A 21,493-nucleotide genomic window follows, 5' to 3' on the forward strand; every position below is an offset into this window, starting at 1 on the left:
AGGTTAAGTTAAATGCCACACGGAGATGCCGTCTCACACCAGGGGGATTTGGCGCTCCGCGAGCTTGCCCTCATAGTCTACCCGTGAATGTGACAGGGAAAACGTGCCTGTGTGCGATAGCACCGATATCTCGCGGTTTAAGTCATGTGATCTTTGGCTCACGGGATTCCGGGCAGCGCTTGGCGCGTATGCTGAAACTGTGAAAAATGCTAGTCAAGCCGTCTGCGCCTGCCGTGTTCTGGACGCCGCGAAACTGTCCTACGAAAACTGCTGCAAACCGTTGCATGACGGACGGGAAGACGGTTCGGTGCTGCCTGAGACCGCAGAGCAGCTGATGCGCTCGCGCTACAGCGCCTTCGTGCTCGGCTTGGAACGGTATTTGCTGGCGACCTGGCATGAGAGCACCAGGCCCAAGGAGCTGGGATTGGATGCGCAGCTGCGCTGGAGGGGTTTGGAGATCATTTCAACCCGCGCCGGCGGTGCAACAGCCTCCCGCGGGGTGGTGGAATTCGCCGCGCACTACCGCGATGGACGGCATGAGGCGCAGCAGCATGAGGTGAGCACCTTCGTGAAGCAGGACGGCGCCTGGTACTACCTCGACGCGCTCTAGGGCTGGGGGTTCAGCCGCTCAGCGCTTGGCCGCGGCCTGCAGCATGGTCAGCATCTGGGTCTGCTGGCGTTCACGGGCCAGCTTGAACGCATCGGAACCGGAACGGTCCTCCAGGTGCGGGTTGGCCCCGTGGGTAATCAGCAAGCGCGCAATGGTGATGGCGTTGCTGGTGCCTTGGCCCAGGACAATGGTTTCGTGCAGGGCAGTCCAGCCCAGGTCATTGACCTGGTCGACAGGGATGCCGGTGCGCAGCAGGTGGCGTACGGCCTGGACCTGGCCATTCTCGCTTGCGACTGCCAGCGCGGTGCCGCCCATGCGATTGACCGAGGCGAGGTCCGCTCCGCCGTCAATGAGCATCTTGAGCGTTTCAACCTGGCCGTTGGCGCTGGCACGCAGGAACGGGGTCTCGTAGAAGTCGTCCTTCTTATTGGGATCCGAACCGGCCTTGAACAGTTCCTTGGCAATGGCATGGTTCTTGTTGATGACAGCACGCATCAACGCGGTGCGGCCGGACTGATCTTGCGCATCAACGTCGGCGCCCTTCTTCAATGCCGCCTTGACGTCCTTCAGCTTGCCCTCGTTCACCGCAGCGAAGAGCTGGGTAGTGGACTTGGGCATGCCAGCCGATGCGCTGGGAAGGGCCTTGATGGAAGCGCCGGTGTTGGCGCCCGAAGCCAGTGGCGAGAGAGTTGTCTCGGAGCTTTCCGGGGCGGCAGGGCTGCTGGTCTGCTGGGCCGTATTGCCCGGCGTCGTGGTCGGTGCGGTGGTGCCGCTTTGGGAGGAAGCCGGAGCCGGGAGGCTGGAGCCAGATGCGGCCTTGCCCGGGGTAGGCATGGATGCCTGGGCTGAAGCGGTGGAGGCAGGGGCGGGAGCCGGGTTGGAAGCAACTTCTTGGGCCTGGGGCGAGGAAGCGGAACAGCTGGCGCATGCGCCCATGATCGCGGCCAGCGGTAGCGCCAGCAATGCCAATCCACGGCGGTTCGTGGTGGGACCGGTATGAAGTGCCATCTGTCCTTTCGCGGTTCAACAACCCATCCCGGAATGGTTTTCGCACCATCCAGGGACTCTGCTCAGTAACTTTTGATCACTTGCGAGCTTAGCGGCCAAAGCTGAAAATTTGCGGTCAATCGGCGCCGAGATTGCTCTGTGCCCGGCCCCTGCCGATCTTCGCTAAAATCAGTAACACCATGGAATGCCTTTACTTTTCTGCCTCCCGTTGCCGCTCGTGCACCTTGATGACGGTGCCCTACGCCCGGCAACTGCAATCAAAAGTCGAGGATTGCCAGCAGCTGCTCTCCGGCTTCCAGTCGCTGGAATTCCTTCCGCCCCAAGCCAGCAACGAGCAGGGCTTCCGCAACAAGGCCAAGATGGTCATTTCCGGGACCACCGAGCAACCGACCATCGGCATCCTGGATGCCGACGGCCACGGTGTCGATCTGCGCAACTGCGGCGTCATCGCGGCACCGCTGCGGGCAGTGTTCCCGGTCATCGAGCAGTTCATCCATGATTTGAAGCTCATTCCCTACGATGTTCCCAAGCGCAAGGGCGAACTGAAGCATGTGATTCTCACCCTGTCGGATACCGGGGCGGTGATGGTCCGCTGGGTGCTGCGCACCAAGAAGCATTTTGTCGCGCTGCGCGATTCGCTGCCGCAGTTCCTCGAGCAGCTTCCGCGCCACAGCGTGGTGTCGGTGAACTTCCTGCCCGAGCACAAGGCGGCGCTTGAAGGCGAAGAGGAAATCATCCTGACCCGCCGCAGCACCTTGGAATTCGGGCTGAACGGCGTCCCGATGCACCTGCGTCCCCAAGGCTTCTTCCAGACCAATAGCGAGATCGCCGCCGCGTTGTACCGCCAGGCCCGCCAATGGATCAACGATGCCAATCCGGAAAGCGTGTGGGACCTGTACAGCGGGGTGGGCGGTTTCGCGCTGCACTGCGCCGCCGAGGACCGCACCGTGTACGGTATCGAGACCAGCGCGGACGCTGTCGAAGCGGCCAAGACCAGCGCGAAAGCCATGGAATTGGAAGACGTTCACTTCAAGGCCCAGGACGCTACCGAATTCGCGCTGAATGCCGGCTGGGCACCGGACGCGGTGATCGTGAATCCGCCGCGCCGCGGCATTTCCGCGCAGCTGGCGGCGTGGCTGAACGAGTCGGATGTCCAGCACGTCATCTACTCCAGCTGCAATGCGAAGTCCCTGGCCAGGGACCTGGAGCGGCTGGATAACTACACCCCGCAGCTGGCCCGCGTGATGGACATGTTCCCGCAGACCAGCCACTACGAGGTCATCGTGAAGCTGGAGCGCAAGGTCGCCTAGCGATCTAGGGTTGCGGTGCGCCGGTCGAGGCGCCCGACAATCTCATCAACAAGGTGCGGGTCGATATTCGGTTCGCGGCGGGCCTTGAGCAGCTCGTCGCGGGCGGCTTCCAGTGCGATGGCCTGGATCGAATCTGCCTTGGCGATCACCGCACGGATCTGCGTGTACTTCTCGTCCGAGATCGCATCGTGCGGATCCGGGTCCTTGGCCAGGATGGTGTGCAGCGAGTTCATGCGCCGGCGCACCGCCTGCTGGTAGTTCTCCGGCAGCTCTTCCAGCTCGACGTTCTTGCGCAGCGCCGACAAGGCGACGGCTTCGGCACGGCGGGCCAGGGCGCGGCGGGCGCGCTTGGTGTCCTGTTCGTTATTGCGCAGCTTCAGCACGCGCATCAGCGCCGGCAGGGTCAGGCCCGGCAGCACCAGGGTGCACAGCAAGACCGAGCAGGCGGCCACCACCACGAAGTTGCGGCCCTCGATGGCAGTGCCATCGGCCGTGACCTTGGGCAGCGCCAGTGCCAGGGCCAGTGTTGCCAGGCCGCGCATGCCGCACCAGGTGAGCACCAGCGCGTCCTTGCGTGCAGGAATCGCGGGCTTGGCGCGGTTGGGCAGGTAGTAGGTTCCCAGCATCCACAGCGCACGCACGGCGATGACCACGAAGCAGATCGCGGCAATGCCTGGGATGAAGCCAATCAGATTGCTGCCTTCCTCCTGGATCACCTGGTTCATCTCGATGCCCATCAAGCCGAAGGCCAAGCCGGTGGCCAGCAGCTCGAGCACTTCCCAGAAGGACTGCCGGGTCAGGCGTTCGGCGGAGTCCTGGGGACGGTCGCGGCGCACCATTTCAAGGGCCGTGACCACGACCGCGATGACGCCGGAAATATGCAGTTCCTCGGCAATCATATAGACCGCATAGGGTGCCACCAGGGTGGCTGCGCAACGTGCCGCCAGGTTGGGAACGAAGCGGTTCAGTGCGCCGATGGCCCAGCCCATGGCCAGGCCCAGGACTACCGCGCCTGCGGCGCCAAGCAGGAACTGCGGAATGATCTCGAGCCCGACCTCCGAGCCATTCAGGGTTGCCTGCACTGCCAGCTGGAAGATCACGATGGCCATGGCGTCGTTGAACAGGCCCTCGGTTTCCAGCAGGGAGGTCAGGCGCCGCGGCATCTTTACCTTGGTGGCAATGGCATCCACGGCCACCGGGTCGGGCGGGGCGACAACGGCTCCCAGCGCCAGGGCCAGCGGAATGGAAACGATCGGGGAGAACGCCAGCGCGGTGGCGGCCACTGTGCCTGCTGTCACTACGATCAGCACCACGGCTAGCCTGATCAAGGCCTTCCATCGGAAGCGGAATACTGACCAGCTGCTGCGCTGGGCCGTAGCGAAAAGCAAAGGGGGCAAGAAGATCGGAAGGATCAGTTCTGGCTCGATGTGCATTTCGGGCATGAACGGCAAGAAGCCCGCCAACGTCGCGAAAATCAGCATCAAGATCGGGTAGGGCAATTTAATGCGTTCCCCGATGCCGACAATCAGAATCGTGGCGAATAGCAGTGCGATGATCAGCAGGAAAAACTCCATAGTCTAACTATTCTAGTTTCTCCACGTCCCTAATCGGGATTATTGAATTATCGTTTCACTGGACCGAGGAGAAATGCCGCGGTGTCCCAGCGCTCGATAGCGCAGCCGTTATGCCGCGAGAAACTCGCATCGACCGGATCGCCTCGCAGCGTTCCACTGACTTCGGCCCGCTGCGGCCCGCCATAAATTTCGGTGCAGATCTCGTCCGGACCGGGCTTTCCGGTGATGACGCCGGGTTCAAGCTCGAGCTGCAAGCAGGCCTTGGACGCGTCGGGAAGGGTGCTGGAATCAGCGGCTTGCTCGCCAGAGCATTCCAAGGTGTACTGCTGCGAGATTTCGGTGCCGTCATCGCGGATGGTGATTTCCAGTCGGGTGCGAGTTTCATGGCCGCTGCCGGCGGCGCAAGAAGCCAGCAAGAGGCCCACGGCGCTGGCCGCGATGCCGGCCAGCAGCAGGTGGTTTCCGCGTGCTGCGCCCATGCATCAATGATGCCCCGGCCCTAACCAGAGTTCTAGTCTTCCGGGGAGATTGGCAGGTTGTTGGCGACGTCCAGCAATTGCTTGCGCAGCGCATCGGCGCGCTGCGCAAATTCCTTTTGCAACCGCACATACTCGGCCTTGCCCTCGGGAGTTTCAATCCGGATGGGTTCGTGGCCCCAATCGCCCAAATCATAAGGGGAGGCCTGCATGTCCATGGTGCGGATGTCCCAAGCGAGCTCGAAGCAGTCCATGACCAGTTCGCTGGGTACCGCCGGGGAGAGCTTGTAGGCCCACTTGTACAGGTCCATGTTGGCGTGCAAGCAACCGGGCTGTTCCAGATCGCGCTGGGTTTCCCTGGTTGGCTGCAGCTCGTTGAGCTCGATGGCCTGGGGTGCGTAGAAGCGGAAGGCATCGAAGTGGGTGCAACGGATCTTGTGGGTTTCCACCACTTCATCGGTTCCCTGCGCGCCCAGGCGCAGCGGAAGGTACTCATGGCGGATGCCGTTTTCCTCCGACTTGTAGGCCATCGCCCACTCGTGGAGGCCGAAGCAGGAGAAATTGCCTGGACGCTGAGAGGTGCCGGCCAGGATGATTCGGGCGAACTCGATGGCGCGTGCGCGCGCCTTGCCGAACGCCGGCGCATCAAATTGGTAGCCCGTGCCGTGGCTGCCCTGGACAACGCGGTAGAACTTCCAGTCGCGGCGTTCTTGGGCGGCCTCTCCGGTGAGAACCACGTCCATTCCGGGATGCCATCGGTAGAGCTGGCCAGGCTTTTGCGTGTAGTAGGTGAACAGGAAATCCTCGATAGGGTGCTTCTTGCCTTTCATGCGCCGATCCACGAAAGGTTCGCCAAAGGCCCGCGCCCGTGCTTCATGCTCGGCGGCATCAGGCATCCACTGTGAGGGTTCCAAAATGGTGGCGGTCAGAGGCATACTTCTAATTATTCAATTCATGGGCCGATGAAACCAGTTTGGTACGCCAACTCACACTTCCTGGAAAAGGGGGACGCGATGCAAGACTTTCCTGTCTGGGAACCGCCCATGGGCGGTACCGAGCAGCAGCATCTGTTCGGGATGCTCGACAGGCTGCGCACCACTTTCCGGTACAAGGCCGACGGGCTGGACATCCGCCAGCTGGCCACGAAGCTGCCCAGTAGCCAGCTGAGCCTGGGCGGATTGCTGCAGCACCTTGCTTTGGTCGAGGACGAGAAATTCACCTACTTCATCGCCGGGCAACGCCCCGAGGTGCTCCTTGAGCTCACAGCCGACGGGCGTGAGCAGTTCGTTGTGGATCTGGACGACGATCCGGAGATCCTTTACCAACGCTACGACCATGCGGTGGCCAAGAGCCGGAAAATCCAGCAGTCGATCATCGAGGAAGGGACGCTGGATGCGGACTCGGGATTGGAATTCGAAGGCAAGCATGCGTCGATACGCAGAATCATCTGCGATCTGATCGAAGAGTACGGCCGGCATGCAGGGCATGCAGATCTCCTGCGGGAAGCAGTTGACGGGCGAGTGGGCGAAGATGCTCCGTGGGATTATCTGCCCGCGTGGTACGGGGATTAGCGGCAGAAGACAGCTTCCCTTGAGCAGTGGCGGTTTCCAGAGGCCTGGAACCATGATGGGCCTTTGAGCCGGTGCCGACTCAGTCCCTTCCCGCATAATCCAATGGGGACCGGCTTGGCGCGAGTTATGGAAGAAACCTGAAAGCCCATGGGGAAATCATGCCCTCGCTCCTACGATGGGGCCATGAACATTGAGCGCTCCAGCCAGCTTCCGGTATCTGCCCCTGTCGTCTTCGACTGGTTCTCGCGACCCGGGGCCATCCACCGGCTCCTGCCACCGTGGCTTCCGCTGAAGGTCATTGAGGAAGCGGGCTCGCTGAAAGACGGAACAGCCGTCTTGGGTCTTCCCGGCGGATTGCTGTGGAACGCCAAGCACCAGCCCGAAGGCTTCGCTCAGAACCGCAGCTTCGTCGACCAGCTCGAACCGGTTGGGCTGCGCGGCCTTCCTGCACGTGCCGTGAGGTGGCGGCATGAGCATTACTTCGAGCCCGCTGGCCAGCAGTCCACCACCGTGCGCGACTGCATCGAGTCGAATATGCCCGGGCGGCAGATCGAATCGATGCTCGCCTACCGGCACCGCCAGTTGGCGGGCGACTTTGCCGCCCACCACCGTGCGGCGCAGGCCGGGCTGCAACCCCTGGTGATCGCGGTGACAGGTTCAAGCGGACTGGTCGGCCAGGCCCTCTGCGCCTTCTTGTCCACCGGAGGGCACCGGGTCATCAAGCTCGTGCGGCACGCGCCGAACACGGCTGGCGAACGGCGCTGGGACCCGGCGGACCCCGACGAAAGCCTGCTCGAAGGGTGCGATGCGGTCATCCATCTGGCTGGGGCGAGCATCTTCGGACGGTTCAGCCAGGCCCATCGCCAGGCGATCGCCTCCAGCCGGATCGAGCCCACCCGCTCCCTCGCCCTGCTGGCGGCACGTTCAGATGTCCGTACCTTCATCAGCGCCTCGGCCATCGGGTTCTATGGCGCTTCAGCCGGAGCGGACCCGCTGGACGAGTTCGATTCCCCGCCGGCCGGCACCCCGGACTTCCTCTCCGGCGTCGTGCAGCGATGGGAGCAAGCCGCCGAAGAAGGCGGCGGTTCAATGCGCCGGGTGCAGATCCGCACCGGTGTCGTGCTCAGCCCCAAGGGCGGGATGCTCGCTGTTCTGCGCCCGATATTCTCCGCAGGCCTGGGCGGACCCTTGGGCGGTGGACAGCAGATGCTGTCGTGGATCGGCCTTGATGACCTGCTGGACATCTACCATCGCGCGCTCTGGGATTCGCAATTGGCTGGCCCCGTCAATGCGGTAGCGCCGCAGCCGGTCAGCAACGCCGAATTCACCCGGGCCCTGGCGCGCGCGGTGCACCGGCCCGCAGTAATACCAGTCCCCGGTGCTGCCCCGAAATTGGTGCTTGGCGCCGAAGGATCGCAACTGCTGGCCATGGCCGATCAGCGGATCGTCCCGCGCAAGCTGCTAGATTCCGGGCATCAATTCCGCAACGAGCGGATAGAGCTCGAACTGGCCCATAGCCTCGGCGCGCGCTAGGTGCTGGAACCCCCTGCCACGCTTCGAATGCTCCAGCGCTAGGTCGCTGCAGGGAACCGGGCTCGCCCAGCCGGGTGCAGGCGAATTGGAGATAAGCAAGCCAACGGATTATCATTAGCTTAGCTAGATAATAGCCAATCTAGATAAGTTGTTGCATCTGCCGGCGGCGGGAGGAGCTTGCCCATGCCGGCAGTTGTTCCAGGAGAAAGTGTGGAAGATCCTGATGGGAAACATGTCGGTAGCCCCGTTCGATGCAATCCTGTTGATGTCGTTTGGCGGACCGGAGAAGCCAGCTGATGTCCTTCCCTTCCTGCAGAACGTCACTCGGGGACGAGGGATTCCAGATGAACGTCTCGAAGAGGTGGGCGAGCATTACTACATGTTCGGTGGAAAATCACCGATCAACGAGCAGAACCAGGCTTTGCTGCGGGCGCTCCAAGATGAATTCGCGAGCCGCGGCATTGATGCGCCGCTGCTCTGGGGCAACCGGAACTGGGAACCGTATCTCGCTGAAGTGGTCGGTAACCATGCGCGCATGCACGGCTCGCGCAGGTTCCTGGCTATTGATACTTCGGCGTACTCCTCGTATTCCTCTTGCCGGCAATACCGGGAGGATTTTGCAGGTGCCGTGGCCGCACTGGAAGCAGAAGGCATCGAGGTGATGATTGACAAAGTCCGCCAGTACTATAACCACCCGGGATTCGCCCAGGCCCAGCTCGAATGCCTCCGGCGAGGGCTGGCAGATCTCAAGCGGCTTGTCGGCAGCCTCGATCGCAGTCGCCACAAGATCCTCTTCGTAACCCATTCAATTCCGACTGCGATGCAGAAATCATCGGAGAAGTTCACCGCTGGCTACCAGGGGCAGCATGAAGAGCTCATGGCGTGGCTTAGCGGGGAATTGCATGGAGATGAACAATTGGATGCCGAGCTGGTGTTCTGCTCCCGGTCCGGATCTCCGCACACCCCTTGGCTGGAACCGGACATCAATGACCGCATGCGCGAGCTTTCGGAATCTGGAACTGAAGCGGTACTGGTGGTTCCGCTAGGTTTCGTCTCCGACCACATGGAGGTGAAATTCGATTTGGATACCGAAGCGGCGCAGACAGCGCGTGAGTTGGGGATGGCGTTTCTCCGTGCCGATAGCGTCGGCATTTTGCCCGCTTTTGTCAGCGGCTTGGTCGATTTGGTCCTGGAACGCGCAGCTCAGGTGCGTGGAGAGCACCCGGAGCAAAGAACCATCTCCGGCAGCAAGGCGCTGGGCCCGGGCAGCGGTGCCTGCTCCCGGAATTGCTGCGAAGGCACCAGGGGGAAAAATACTGTTCCGAATTGGAACCTCGATAAGCCCGCAAGCTAGGCAGGCAGTTGCTTGCTGGCCATCACTGTTGGCTGGCAAGCCACCGGAACTGCAACGGTCCCCGTTGGGTCCGGAATTCGTGTGCTCGCGATGATGATCCCGAGTCCCGCGGGCTACGAAACAGGGCCGGCTTTCCGAATCATCGATGATTGGTTTCTGCTGGATCAAGCCTGGCTTTGCCGACCCTGCGTGGCCCGCGGCCGCCCGGGCACCTGATAGCGAAGCCAACTAGGTGCTTTCGTCGTCAAAGGGAGCCGGGCCGGAAGGCGCTGGCGGTGGCGGTGAGCGAGGCGGAGCCGGCTTCCTCGCAGTAGCGGAATCCGACAGCGCCTGGCCTGTCAGTTCATCGAGATTCTCGCGTAGCGCGTCGCTGATGATCCTGCGAGGATCATATTGCCGAGGGTCGAGCCTTTTCAGATCCAGATCCTCGAATTCATCACCGAGATCCTCGCGGAGCTGTTCTTCGGCATCAGCGGCGAGACGGCGCAACTGCCGAATCAGCGTGGCAGTTTTCCGCGCATAGTCCGGCAGTTTCTCGGGCCCGAGCAGAACGGCCGCCAGAATGGCCAGGACGATGAATTTATTGCCGTTGATGCCTGCAATGCTCACGGGGAACCACCTCGCAATGTAGAGCTTGGCCAGACAGAAGCAGCCGGGATTCCCGGTGTTGCCCGCCTTGGCGCCGGGCTAGCCGCAAAGATCCTGGTCGGCGTTGCGGCTGTTCAACTGGACGGGCTTCTTCTCGGGCCGCTCCAGATCCTGGTAGTCCTGGCCCAGGATTAATTCGATGCTTTCGACCTCGGCGACCGAGGCCTTGATATCGAGATTCATTGCTTTTGCGAAAGCAGCGGCCGTGCTCCTGGCATCATCGGTGTCCGGAATCAGCAGCTTGGACTGCGCCTGCAAAGTCGCGGCAGTAGCGATCGAGATGACCGTGTAGCCCTGCTTCGTGGCGTCGTTCGCGAACTGTCCGGCAAGACCGCTCACCTGCGCGCCGTTGACGATGCTCAGAGGCAACTTCCGGCTGGCGGGTTTCTCGGCAGCAGTTGTTCCGGACGCGGAATCGGAGCCGGGATTCACCGGGATACCTCGCTTGATGCGGTCGAAGATGAGGGCAGCGTCAGGGGCCGGGACCACCCTGTTGGCGTTTGATGGCGCTGGCTGGTTCGGCATGGTCATGAAGGAGATTTTGTCCGTGGGGACCTCCTTGATCCTTGCCGCCAGTGACGCAAGGCCTTGCAGCGAACTGAGCTGCGGGTCGACGGTCATCGAGGAGGTGGTGGCGTCGAGGAAGGAGTAGAGCCGGTCAGGGCGTGCGAGAATTTCCTTGCTCGTGGCACGCTGGACTATCGCGGACATGACCTTCTGCTGGTTTCCCAGCCGAGCCAGGTCGCTGCCATCGCCAACTGCATGGCGCGTCCTGGCCAAGGCCAGCGCGTCGGTTCCGTCCAGTTCCTGCCGTCCGGCCGGAAGATCCAGATTCGCTTTCGGATCCGACATCGGCTGGGCAAGGCACACCTTGACACCTCCCAGCGCGTCGATGATCGAAATGAATCCTTCGAAGTCTACTTCGATGAAATGGTCGAGGCGAACTGCCGTGAGGGCTTCCACCGCTGCGACGGAGCACGCGGGCCCGTAATTCAGCGCGGAGTTGATCATGCCGTAGCCACCGGCATAGGCACCAGACCCGGTATCCGCGCAGGCGGGACGCTGCATAACGGTATCGCGGGGAATCTGGATCGCTTCGATGCGCTCATTCCCGGGGGACACATGGACCAGAAGCATCGAATCGCTGCGCCGGGAACCGGTGTCGGAGCCGAAGCCGGCGGAACTGAAATCCCGGCTATCCGAACCGAGCACCAGCACACTCAGCCCTTCGCTGGAATCGGGGATTTCCGAGTCGGATGCCCTGAGCGCAGACACCGAAATGTTCCCCTGCAGCCGCAGGAACGCGAAGCCCGCAGTCACGAGGAGAGCCAGAACCAGGGCAGCAGCCATGATGGCGAACATCCTGCGCCGCGTCCGCTTGGAATTTCGCATGGCAGCGGATGCCGTCCGCAGGGAATTCACGATTCTGCACTCCTTGGTCAAGCCTCGGCTGGATTACCCCTCCAGCTGACCACGTCAAACGCGGAAGGAACCAATAGCAAGGCTGGGACGATCCATGCATTCAGCGCATGAAACGCCAATTTCCCGCAGAAGCCCAAGGGCACTGCAGCCGCACCGAGACTTCGGTCTCAGAGGAACTTGAGGAACTCGTCCACTGCCGGATTGCGGTACTCGTCGCGTCGATAGATCACGCCCAGCGGCCTGCTGGCCGGCAAGAGCAGTGGAACCTGCTTGCCGCCGAAGATCACGGCGGTGCTGGCCATGATTCGCGGAACCAAGGTGATCCCGCCGGTCGCGACACTCAGATGCACCAGCGCGTCACGTTGCGTTGTGGTGATGAGCCGTGGAGCGGTGGCCTTGAAGCTGCGGTACACCTCGTCGGTGATCTTGCGGATCGAGGTGCCCTGCGGGAGCGTGGCAAGGGTGAGGGAATTGAGCAGTTCAGCGCTCAGCCCGGTATCGGGGTCCACCTCGGTCTCCTCGGATACGACCGCCGAGAACTGCTGATCGCGCAATGATTTTCCGATGAGATCTGCAGGGATGCGCTCGTTCACGCCGAAGGCCAGATCGGCGCGATTCAAGCGAAGCGCGTCGGCAAGCTGCTCGCCATCCTCCACGCTCAGGATCTCGATCCGGACGCCGGGATGGCGGCGATGGAATGGGCCGATGAACTCGGGCATGATTCCGCCAACCAGCGAGGGCAGGCCTGCGATGCGCAGGGACCCGGTGGCCAGCGCACGGGTGGAGGAAGCGATGCTTCCGATCGCGGCGACTTCGCGCAATGCGCGGCGTCCGGCGGGAATGATGCTCCGGCCGATCTCGGTCAGGACCATGTCCCTGCCGGAGGCCCGGAAGACGGGCAGGCCCAAGGTGCGTTCCAGGGCGCTGATGCGGCGGGACAAGGAGGGCTGGGAAATGCCGAGGATATCCGCGGCGGCCGTGAATGAGCCGTAGTCCACGATCATGACCACGGCTTCGAGCTGGGCCAGGGAAATGCTGTTCTCGAGAGGTTCTCTTTCCATGCGCTGGATGCTTCCTTCGCTTGGGGACGGGGTGGGTGAATTCCTTGAATCCCGGAGGGTTGTCCCTGACTCCAGCATTCCACGAGAGGCCGAACTTGCCGAGCGGATGCGGAAGTGGCGGTTTGCGGAGAGCCGCTATGGGTGTCCGGCTCAAAGTGCTGGGCCCAGCTTAAACACCGGGCTCCGCGCTGCCCGAATCGAGAAATCCGGGTGGCGCGGAGCCAGGCTGACGACGGACCATCGGTCCTTGGGGCATTAGCCCATGTGGATGACACCGAGGAGCATGCCTGAAGCAAGCATGACCAGGGAGACCACCAACGCGCGCCACAGCACCTTCTTGTGGTGATCGCCCAAGTCCACACGAGAGAGCGACACCAGCAGCAGGATGGCTGGAACGAGCGGAGACTGCATGTGCACCGGCTGACCGGTGATGGAGGCGCGAGCCATATCCACCGCTGGAACACCGAAGTGCGCGCCGGCTTCGGCGAGAACCGGCAAGACACCGAAGTAGAAGGCGTCGTTGCTCATCAGGAATGTGGCAGGAATCGAGATCAAGCCGGTCAGCACCGCCATGTAGGGGCCCATGGAGGCAGGAATGACATCCACCAGCCACTGGCTCATGGCGTCAACCATGCCGGTGCCGGAGAGCACGCCGGTGAGCACTGCCGCTGCGAGCACCATGGAGACCACTGCAATGATTTCGCTGGAGTGAGCGGCGATCATCTTCACCTGGTCGGAGACCTTCGGGAAGTTGGCAATCAGCGCGATCGCGGTACCCACCATGAACAGATATGGCAGCGGCATGACATCGACCACCAGCAGCACCATGATGGCGACGGTCAACGCAAGGTTGAAGTAGAACACCTTGGGACGCAGGGTCTCGCGGTCCGGATCCAGCACGGTGCCGTCCATGGTGGAGAATTCGGTGCCATCGCCCTTGCGGGCCACGGATTCCAGAACTGCCAGGTTGCCACCGGCAGGGGAGGTGCCACCCGGGGTCTTGCCTTCGGTTGGGGTGGCAACGTTGCCGCCGCCGAGCTCGGTGCCCCAGATTTCCGGACGCTCGCGCTGCAGGCGGCGGCGCTCGGAAACACCCATCTGCCAGGCGAACAGGGCAATGACAATGAGGGCAATGCCCAGCGAAGGCAGCATCGGCACGAAGATTTCCGAAGCGTCCACACCCAGTGCCGCGGCGGCGCGGGCCGTTGGGCCGCCCCACGGAACGATGTTCAGGGTGCCGTTGGTCAGGCCGGCGACACAGGTCAGGACCACTGGGCTCATGCCCAGGCGCTGGTAGATCGGCAGCATGGCGGCGGTGACCACGATGAAGGTGGTCGATCCATCGCCATCCAGCGAGATGACTGCGGTGAGCAGCGCGGTGCCCATGACGACCTTGGCCGGGTCGTTGCCAACCAGTTTCTGGATGCCGGAGACCAGGCGGTCGAACAATCCGACGTCGATCATGATGCCGAAGTACATGATCGCGAACATCAGCAGGGCTGCGGTTCCGGACATGTCCTTGACTGCGTCCATGACCATGTCGCCCAGGCCGAATCCGGCACCGGTGAACAAGCCGAAGATGGTCGGTACCAGAATCAATGCCAGCAAGGGCGTCATGCGCTTTGTCATGATCAGCACCATGAAGGTGGCGACCATGAGGAATCCGAGTGCAACAAGCATTGACCCGACCTCCATTTCAGTGTGAGTGAATCCTTTGGCCCCGCAAGCCGGGCGAGGCACTAATCCAAGGTACGTGGCGGTGCTCACTTTGCGCGTCTTGTGCTTATTGTTGAACGGTTAAGTTCTTTGCCATCTTTTTGCTCATTAAAATCACGAGCGTGGGAGGATGGGTTTATGCTGGGTGGCATGTTCCGTTCTGGCGCCGGCACCCGGCATTTCGCCTCCCGCATCATGCGACTGCAGTTCCTGGTCGTAGGTGTCTTGATTGTCCTGGTTACCGCAGGAACGCTTTTCGCCAGCTATGACCGGGTGTATTCGAAAGCGGAGGACACTTCGCTGACCATCGCCCGCACCGTGGCGGTGCTGCCGGAAGTCGTCGAGCAGGTTTCACGCTACGCCCAGCAGGACAAGCTGGATCCGCAGGCGCTCGCCGAAGGAGAGCTGCAACGTCTTGCTGATGCCGTCATCGAGCAGGAGCAAGCCTATTTCGTGGTGATCACCGAAGACCGCGGACTGCGCCTGAGCCATCCGAACCCCGAAGAACTGGGCCAGATGGTTTCCACCGACCCGGTCGCTTTGGAGGGCATTGAAGCGGTTTCCCGGGAACACGGAACCCTCGGGGAATCGGTGCGCGCCAAGGTCCCGATCTATGCCGCCTCGGGTGCCGTTGTCGGCGAGGTTTCCGTGGGCGTGACCACTGATTCCCTGACCGGGGCGCTGCTTGAATCCTTCGCCTGGATCGTCTTGTTCGCGGTGCTCGCCGCGGCCGTGGCAGTGTTCGCCGGACGGGTGACCGTCCGCCGCTTGAAGCGCCAGACCCTGGGGCTGGAACCGGCCGAAATCGCCCAGCTGGTCAGGGACCAGCAGGCTGTGCTCTACGGTGTCACCGAAGGCGTCATGGGCATTGGCGCAGACAAGCGGATCACCGTGCGCAACAAGGCTGCCCGGCAGCTGCTGGGCCTGCCGCACCGCACGGAATTGGAAGACGTGGTGGGCCGCCACTTTGAATCCGCTGGCCTGGATCCCCGGCTGGTCAAGGCGATCAAGGAATGCGACCCCGCGCCGGTGCGCATCGGGGCGAATGGGAATTCGCTTATCGCCCGCGTGAACAAGGTGGTCCGTGACGGGGTGGATCTCGGGCTGGTCGTGCTGCTGCATGACGTCACCACGCTCGAAGCGCTGGGCACCAAGCTCGACGCGGTGCAGGACATGGCCGACGCGCTGCGCGCCCAACGCCATGAATTCGCCAATCGCATGCATGCGGTCCTCGGGTTGATCAATCTGGGGAAGATTGAACAGGCCGAAGACTACCTGCGCGAGGTGATGGAAGCAGGGCCGAAGATCGCCCAGGTTCCCGGGCTGGAGGCCATCCAGGATGCCTACCTCGCGGCGTTCATTTCGGCGAAGGCGGTGCGTGCCCACGAATTGGGTATCGAACTGCGGGTGTCCCCGCAATCCATGCTTTTTGGGCAGATCGCCTCGGCCCATGATGCCCAGGATGCCACCGCGGTCCTGGGAAATCTGCTGGATAACGCCTTCACCGCGGCGCTTAGTGCGGATGCTGAACTCTGGGTGGAAATCGATCTGCTGTCCGAGGGGAACACCCTGCACATTGCCGTGGCCGATTCGGGACCTGGCATCACCACCGACGAGGATGTCTTCGCGCGGGACGTCAGCACCGGATCCCATCTGGGCAACGAGCATGGGCGTGGCGTAGGACTGCCGCTGATCAAGCGGCTCGCCCAGGCCCGCAGCGGGGATGTCTGGATCGCGGATCGCGGCACCGATGGTTCAGGTGCAGTGTTTGCAGCACGCTTGCCGGCGGTGCTGGCTGAACCATCCAGTTCAGTAAATGACCACAGTGAAGGAGTGCAACTTTGAACGAGAACAGCAGCGGAAATTATCGGGTGCTGATCGTTGATGACGATTTCCGGGTTGGCGAGCTGCATGCGGAGATGGTCAATGCCATCCCCGGGTTCCAGGCTTTGGAACCTGTGCAGGATCCGCGCGTGGTCCCCAAATTGGTGCAGAGCCTGAAACCCGATTTGGTCCTGCTGGACCTCTACCTGCCGCATGTGAGCGGAATCGAGCTGCTCAGAGAACTCGATGTCGATGCGATCATGATCTCCGCGGCGATTGAGCCGAAGAACATCGACAAGGCGCTGCGCTCAGGCGCGCTGGCCTTCATCATCAAGCCTTTCGATGCCAAGACCCTGGCTTCCAAGCTCAAAGGCTGGGCGCGCTACCGCCGCCAATTGGCCGGGACCACGGAGTTCAACCAGCAGGGCGTGGACCGGTTGTACCGGTCGCTCCAAGGCGGCGAGGAATCCAGTGCGTCAGTGGGCGCCGCCCCGACCGAGCACGCAGTGCTTTCCTGCGTGAAAGAAGCGGCCGAACCGATGAGCGTTGCCGAGGTTGCAGAAGCGGTGGGGGTTGCCCGTGCGACAGCGCAACGCTATTTGGCGGCGCTGGTGGCCAATGAATCCCTGGAGCTCCAGCTTGGATACGGAACCCGTGGCCGACCTGAACACCGATACGTGGCACGTTAGCGAAGGCGCCCTAGGCTGCGTCCCAGACCCGGCGATAGAAAGAGATCTTCCGCTCATCCGGTTCGATGCCGTAGCCCGCGTAGACGTACTGTTCGAAACCAGGCCCGTAGTTCCACTCGGTGCTCCACGCGGCAATGGCCAGATCTGCCCAGCGGTCTGCGAGTCCCAGCATGCCCAAATCCACATGCGCGCTGAATTCATGGTCGTCGGTGATGATCGTGTTTGGCAGGCACGCATCGCCATGGCACACCACAAGATCCAGTTCCGGGGCGTTGTCGAGAAACTCGGCCTGCTGATCGGCTGGCAGATGCTGAATACGGGATTCCAGATCCCAGTCGAAGGGACATGCTCCAATGGGCAAGGCATCGTGCATTTGCCGCAGTCCGTGGCCGACAGCGTGGGCTGAACGCGCAGGGTCGCTTTTGCCCAGGCTGCTGGCTGCGCTGTGCCCGTGCAATGCGGCGGTGATGAGCAGCTGGCCGTCAGCCTGTTCTTCGCAGGAGAGCACTTCCGGGACCCGAATGAATTTTCCTGCCCATGTCATGCGCTGGGCTTCAGTTTTCAGATCGCCTTCCGCTTCCGGAGGGCATCCCGGTGACCACTTGGCGAAGCGTATTTGTTCGCCCGAGCCGATGCGGTAGGTGACTCCGCCAAGCGCGTTTTGCCAGATACCCTCGATTTCTGCCGGACCAGCTGCTGCGCGCACCGCCGGGGGAACAGGATGATCCGCCGAGGGCGGGCCAGAAATCACTCGCATTGAACTCATTGTCCAAGTCTGCCAGCATTCGGAGTTCCGGTGGCAGGCTGGAGGAACGCCAAGCGGCTTGCAAATTCGCGCAGGTGCGCTCGCTCGTGCACAGCCACTGGATTGCCAGGAATTAATTTCTTCTTGTGTTCATCTTGGCTCAATGAAACGGCTGATCGAGTCGTGAACACTGAGGCGCATGACTGATATTTCGCGTCGCAAATTGCTCACCGGTGCTCTCGGTGCCAGCGCCCTGACCTTGGTCGGGCCGACGGGAGCAGCGCTGGCTTCCAGCAGCCCCCGCCTCGTGCGTTCCCGACTTGGCCTGACCAGCGGGTTTTCCATGGGTGATGTCTCCACGAGCAATGCCGTGCTCTGGGCACGCAGCTCCGGCGAAGGCCGCTTGCGTGCTCAACTGCGCGCGGTAGATGAGACCGGGGAAATCATCCGCGGCCGTGGATCATTCGCCAGGACACTGCACGGCGCCTACGCCCGCGAGGCCACCGACTTCACCGCAAAGATCAATGCCCAGCACCTGCCTGCTGGAACCCGCTTCGCAGTCACCATCGGTTTTGAGGACGACAACGGAGCCCTTGGCGAGACGCAGGATGGCTGGTTCAGCACCGCACCTGCACTTACCGGTCGCCGCAATCATGACGCCTCCCGAGCCCAGAGCTTTGTCTGGTCCGGCGACACCGCTGGCCAGGGCTGGGGCATCAATGAAGAGATCGGCGGCATGCGCGCCTACGCGGCCATGCATGCGACCAAGCCGGATTTCTTCGTGCACAGCGGCGACACCATCTACGCCGATGGCCCGATCGCCACAGAGGTCGTGGAGCCTGATGGCCAGATCTGGCGCAACCTGGTCACCGAAGAAGTCTCCAAGGTGGCCGAAACCCTGGACGAGTACCGCGGCCGGCACCGCTACAACCTGATGGACCGCAACGTGCGGGCCATGTATTCCGAAGTTCCGGTGATTGCCCAGTGGGATGACCACGAGACCCACAACAACTGGTGGCCGGGCGAGATCATCGAAGATGAGCGCTACACCGTTCGCGATATCAACACCTTGGCAGCTCGCGGACGCCAGGCCTGGCAGGAATACCAGCCCATCGCCGACCCGCGCGCCCTGCGCCCAGGCACCGGTTTCGAGGCGGCTCGAATTTACCGCAAGATCTCCCGCGGCCCTGCGCTTGACCTGTTCGCGTTGGACATGCGCAGCTACAAGTCGGAGAACACCGCTGGAATGGAAGGGAAGTCCACATCCATTCTCGGCGAAGAACAGCTGAATTGGCTGGTGGATTCCCTAGCCAAGTCCAAGGCCACTTGGAAGGTCATTCTCAATGACCTTCCGCTGGGCATCATCGTTCCAGATGGCAAAGCCCAGGAATCAATTTCCAACGCTGACCACGGGGCACCGCTGGGCCGCGAGCTGGAATTGGCTCGGCTGCTCAAGGCGGTCAAGGACCGCGGCATCAAGAACGTCGTTTTCCTGACTGCCGATGTCCACTACTGCGCAGCCCACCACTACTCGCCCGAACGCGCGGCATTCCGCGAGTTCAATGAGTTCTGGGAATTCGTGGCCGGGCCAGTGAATGCCGGTTCCTTCGGGCCGAACCAGATGGACGGTACTTTCGGGCCGCGTGTGGACTTCTCGCTCGCAGGCACCACGAACCAGTCGCCGCGCGATGGCAAGGGCCAGTTCTTCGGCCACGTCGATCTTGACGAGCAGGACCTGTTCACCGTCACGCTGCGCAATGGGCTGGGCGACATCGTTTACACCAAGACGCTGGAACCGGCCAAGTAGAAACCAAAATGAAAAACGCCTGCGAGACAGCAATTGTTTCGCAGGCGTTCTTCGCTTGGCTAATCAGCGCTTAGCGTCCGGTGCCGCCGTAGACGGTGGCTTCCACGTCGGTGTCCAGGTCGAACGCGGTGTGGATTGCGCGTACTGCGTCATTGAGCTTGTCGGCATCGGTGACCACGGAGATGCGGATTTCGGACGTCGAGATCATGTCCACGTTCACGCCTGCGCGGTGCAGTGCTTCGAAGAAGGTGAAGGATACGCCTGGGTTCGAGCGCATGCCTGCGCCGATCAGCGAGAGCTTGCCAACCTCGTCATTGTGCTCGATATCCTCGAAGCCAATCTCAGGCTTTGCGGTATTCAGCGCTTCCAGCACGTGCTTGGTTTCGGTCATCGGCAGGGTGAAGGAAATATCGGTGGCACCAGAGCCGCGGGTCGAGATGTTCTGCACAATCATGTCGATATTGGCTTGCGCAGCGGCGATCACACCGAAAATCTGTGCGGCCTTGCCCGGAATGTCAGGTACGCCAATGATGGTGACCTTGGCTTCGGAGTGGTCGTGGGCGACACCTGAGATGATTGGCTGTTCCAAGGGTTCTCCCTCTTGAATTTTGATTTTGTCTTCGGGATCCGGGAGCACCCAGGTGCCCTCGTTGGTGCTGAATGAGGAGCGCACGTGCAGCGGCACGCCGAAGCGGCGAGCGTATTCAACGCAGCGCAGGTGCAAGATCTTCGAGCCGCTGGCGGCCATTTCCAGCATTTCCTCGCTGGTGATCTTCTCGATCTTCTTTGCCGAGGCGACCACGCGTGGGTCGGCGGTGTAGACGCCGTCCACATCGGTGTAGATCTCGCAGACATCGGCGCCCAGAGCCGCGGCCAGTGCCACGGCAGTGGTGTCCGAGCCGCCACGGCCCATGGTGGTGATGTTCTTGGATTCCTTGCTCATGCCCTGGAATCCAGCGACGATGGCAACAAATCCGCGGTCGATGGCCCGGCGCACCCGCTGCGGGGAGACCTCCATGATGCGGGCCTTGCCGTGGGTCGAATCGGTGATCAGGCCTGCCTGCGAGCCGGTGAATGATGCGGCCTGCTCGCCGAACTGGTTGATGGCCATTGCCAGCAGCGACATCGAGATGCGTTCACCGGCGGAGAGCAGCATGTCCATTTCGCGGGCAGGTGCATTGTCGGTGAGCTGGCCTGCCAGATCCAGCAGGTCATCGGTGGTGTCGCCCATTGCGGAAACAACGACGACGACGTCATGGCCCTTGGACTTGGTATCAATAATTCGGCGCGCTACACGCTTGATGCCTTCGGCATCTGAAACGGAAGAACCGCCAAATTTTTGAACAATTAGGCCCATGGGCACTCACTCCACCTGTTGAAAGCTGTGCCTCGCCGCCGGTGGTTGCTGATAGAACTTTGGCGTGAGGCATCTACCAGATAAATATTGTGACAGCTACGAGGTGCCATGTCCTAGTTGGCGCGGTAACCATTGGTCATATTGCCTAGAAACCCCAGTGCGAGTTGTCGAAAAGCACTGGCTATCCCTTGAATTCAGCCAAAATTTGTCGCCAAAAGCTCTTCCATTCAGACACCTGCTCAGGCGATTCAGCCTTAGTGATGTTTATGGCTACCGAGGATTTTTCGCCCTTGAGCCCAATGTCTACCTGTGCCTTGGTGCCATCGCTGAAGTCCGCCCGCCAGTACCGCCAGCGCTCGGAACCGCTGGTGCGTGCAGGTTCGGATAGTTCGTTCCCGTTGAATTCCTTGCGGTCTTTCACGCAGGCGACCCAGCGCTCCAGTGCCGTATCCAAATCGGCATCGATGGTGCTGCTGACCGAGCCCTGGAAGGTGCCGTCCTGGGCTTGGCCAGGTACGCGCCTTCCGATGTGCTGCTCATAGGCCACCGCGACGGATTGGGCCCACCATTCTGGATTTTCGACTGCTGCGGGAATGCCGGTGATGGCCAGTTCGGCCATCTCCTTATGCGTCATCTCGTCGGCTCCGCCGGCACGCAGTTTGGCGCACCACTGGTCCCACTCGATGCCGGTGGCATTGGCGATGGCTGACGTGTTGCTGCTTTTGATTGCCATGAGCTCAGTCTACGACCCGCTTAGAGCTGCCGGTACTCGGAGGCAATGCGCCGGG

19 protein-coding genes are annotated in these 21,493 nt (G+C 61.8%); 8 read left to right on the forward strand and 11 right to left on the reverse strand.

Translation table 11 applies throughout. The annotated features are described in order from the left end of the window. Positions 1–199: 199 nt before the first annotated feature. Entirely contained in the window at positions 200–610 is a 411-nt protein-coding gene (locus ACR9WD_RS01525; RefSeq protein WP_073707350.1) for a YchJ family protein, read from the forward strand. A gap of 18 nt (positions 611–628) precedes the next feature. Here ACR9WD_RS01525 and ACR9WD_RS01530 read toward each other — a convergent pair whose 3' ends face one another. After that, positions 629–1,618: an ankyrin repeat domain-containing protein gene (locus tag ACR9WD_RS01530; RefSeq protein WP_434922565.1), complete on the reverse strand. Its 990-nt coding sequence runs from the start codon at positions 1,616–1,618 to the stop codon at positions 629–631. A 179-nt stretch (positions 1,619–1,797) separates the two neighbouring features. Here ACR9WD_RS01530 and rlmC point away from each other — a divergent pair, with 179 nt between their 5' ends. Beyond that, the gene (rlmC, locus tag ACR9WD_RS01535) at positions 1,798–2,928 is read left to right on the forward strand and encodes a 23S rRNA (uracil(747)-C(5))-methyltransferase RlmC (RefSeq protein ID WP_434922566.1); all 1,131 of its coding nucleotides are present in this window, start codon (positions 1,798–1,800) and stop codon (positions 2,926–2,928) included. Here the strand turns inward: rlmC and ACR9WD_RS01540 are convergent. From ACR9WD_RS01540 to ACR9WD_RS01550, 3 genes are read right to left on the reverse strand one after another with little or no spacing between them, the layout of a single operon-like run. After that, on the reverse strand, positions 2,925–4,502 hold the full coding sequence (locus ACR9WD_RS01540) for a cation:proton antiporter (RefSeq protein ID WP_038991931.1): 1,578 nt from the start codon (positions 4,500–4,502) through the stop codon (positions 2,925–2,927). The genes rlmC and ACR9WD_RS01540 overlap by 4 nt on opposite strands. Before the next feature lie 47 nt (positions 4,503–4,549). Next, positions 4,550–4,981 carry a hypothetical protein gene (locus tag ACR9WD_RS01545; RefSeq protein ID WP_052253837.1) on the reverse strand — a complete coding sequence of 144 codons (432 nt, stop codon included), beginning with the start codon at positions 4,979–4,981 and terminating at the stop codon, positions 4,550–4,552. Positions 4,982–5,013: 32 nt separating this feature from the next. Next, positions 5,014–5,874: a 3-methyladenine DNA glycosylase gene (locus ACR9WD_RS01550; protein WP_434922567.1), complete on the reverse strand. Its 861-nt coding sequence runs from the start codon at positions 5,872–5,874 to the stop codon at positions 5,014–5,016. A 117-nt stretch (positions 5,875–5,991) separates the two neighbouring features. Here ACR9WD_RS01550 and ACR9WD_RS01555 point away from each other — a divergent pair, with 117 nt between their 5' ends. The 3 genes from ACR9WD_RS01555 (at position 5,992) to ACR9WD_RS01565 (ending at position 9,436) form a co-directional block, all read left to right on the forward strand. Further along, the gene (locus ACR9WD_RS01555) at positions 5,992–6,549 is read left to right on the forward strand and encodes a DUF664 domain-containing protein (RefSeq protein WP_128470717.1); all 558 of its coding nucleotides are present in this window, start codon (positions 5,992–5,994) and stop codon (positions 6,547–6,549) included. 183 nt (positions 6,550–6,732) lie between these two features. Continuing rightward, positions 6,733–8,082 (forward strand): TIGR01777 family oxidoreductase, encoded by a 1,350-nt coding sequence (locus ACR9WD_RS01560; RefSeq protein WP_434922568.1) that lies wholly within the window; start codon positions 6,733–6,735, stop codon positions 8,080–8,082. A gap of 223 nt (positions 8,083–8,305) precedes the next feature. Beyond that, entirely contained in the window at positions 8,306–9,436 is a 1,131-nt protein-coding gene (locus ACR9WD_RS01565) for a ferrochelatase (protein WP_434922569.1), read from the forward strand. A 228-nt stretch (positions 9,437–9,664) separates the two neighbouring features. Here the strand turns inward: ACR9WD_RS01565 and ACR9WD_RS01570 are convergent, their stop codons facing one another. The 4 genes from ACR9WD_RS01570 to ACR9WD_RS01585 all read right to left on the reverse strand — a co-directional run bounded on the left by ACR9WD_RS01570 (position 9,665) and on the right by ACR9WD_RS01585 (position 14,247). After that, positions 9,665–10,045: a Sec-independent protein translocase TatB gene (locus ACR9WD_RS01570; protein WP_434922570.1), complete on the reverse strand. Its 381-nt coding sequence runs from the start codon at positions 10,043–10,045 to the stop codon at positions 9,665–9,667. Positions 10,046–10,123: 78 nt separating this feature from the next. Continuing rightward, positions 10,124–11,506: an LCP family protein gene (locus ACR9WD_RS01575; protein ID WP_434922571.1), complete on the reverse strand. Its 1,383-nt coding sequence runs from the start codon at positions 11,504–11,506 to the stop codon at positions 10,124–10,126. A gap of 167 nt (positions 11,507–11,673) precedes the next feature. Continuing rightward, positions 11,674–12,567, reverse strand: coding sequence for a LysR family transcriptional regulator (locus tag ACR9WD_RS01580; RefSeq protein ID WP_121866017.1), 894 nt, complete (start codon positions 12,565–12,567; stop codon positions 11,674–11,676). A 255-nt stretch (positions 12,568–12,822) separates the two neighbouring features. After that, a complete protein-coding gene (locus ACR9WD_RS01585; protein WP_038992030.1) occupies positions 12,823–14,247 on the reverse strand; it encodes a CitMHS family transporter in 1,425 nt (474 codons plus the stop codon). Positions 14,248–14,433: 186 nt separating this feature from the next. On the opposite strand from ACR9WD_RS01585, the gene ACR9WD_RS01590 reads away from it, so the two are divergent. Together ACR9WD_RS01590 and ACR9WD_RS01595 are read left to right on the forward strand one after the other, a co-directional pair. Next, positions 14,434–16,128, forward strand: a complete 1,695-nt coding sequence (locus ACR9WD_RS01590) for an ATP-binding protein (protein WP_434922572.1) — start codon at positions 14,434–14,436, stop codon at positions 16,126–16,128. Next, the gene (locus tag ACR9WD_RS01595; RefSeq protein ID WP_038991925.1) at positions 16,125–16,796 is read left to right on the forward strand and encodes a response regulator; all 672 of its coding nucleotides are present in this window, start codon (positions 16,125–16,127) and stop codon (positions 16,794–16,796) included. The genes ACR9WD_RS01590 and ACR9WD_RS01595 overlap by 4 nt, the downstream gene beginning before the upstream one ends. A gap of 10 nt (positions 16,797–16,806) precedes the next feature. Here ACR9WD_RS01595 and ACR9WD_RS01600 read toward each other — a convergent pair whose 3' ends face one another. After that, positions 16,807–17,562: a phosphotransferase gene (locus ACR9WD_RS01600; RefSeq protein WP_434922573.1), complete on the reverse strand. Its 756-nt coding sequence runs from the start codon at positions 17,560–17,562 to the stop codon at positions 16,807–16,809. Between the two features lie 178 nt (positions 17,563–17,740). Here ACR9WD_RS01600 and ACR9WD_RS01605 point away from each other — a divergent pair, with 178 nt between their 5' ends. Then, a complete protein-coding gene (locus tag ACR9WD_RS01605; RefSeq protein WP_434922574.1) occupies positions 17,741–19,348 on the forward strand; it encodes an alkaline phosphatase D family protein in 1,608 nt (535 codons plus the stop codon). A 70-nt stretch (positions 19,349–19,418) separates the two neighbouring features. On the opposite strand, the gene ACR9WD_RS01610 is transcribed toward ACR9WD_RS01605, so the two are convergent. After that, complete coding sequence (locus ACR9WD_RS01610; RefSeq protein WP_254590932.1) at positions 19,419–20,705, reverse strand: aspartate kinase; 1,287 nt, start codon at positions 20,703–20,705, stop codon at positions 19,419–19,421. 181 nt (positions 20,706–20,886) lie between these two features. Continuing rightward, entirely contained in the window at positions 20,887–21,438 is a 552-nt protein-coding gene (locus ACR9WD_RS01615; RefSeq protein ID WP_073707362.1) for a hypothetical protein, read from the reverse strand. Positions 21,439–21,493 lie beyond the last annotated feature (55 nt).

Source organism: Glutamicibacter sp. PAEs-4, from assembly GCF_051161755.1.
GTDB classification, from domain to species: Bacteria; Actinomycetota; Actinomycetes; order Actinomycetales; family Micrococcaceae; genus Glutamicibacter; species Glutamicibacter nicotianae.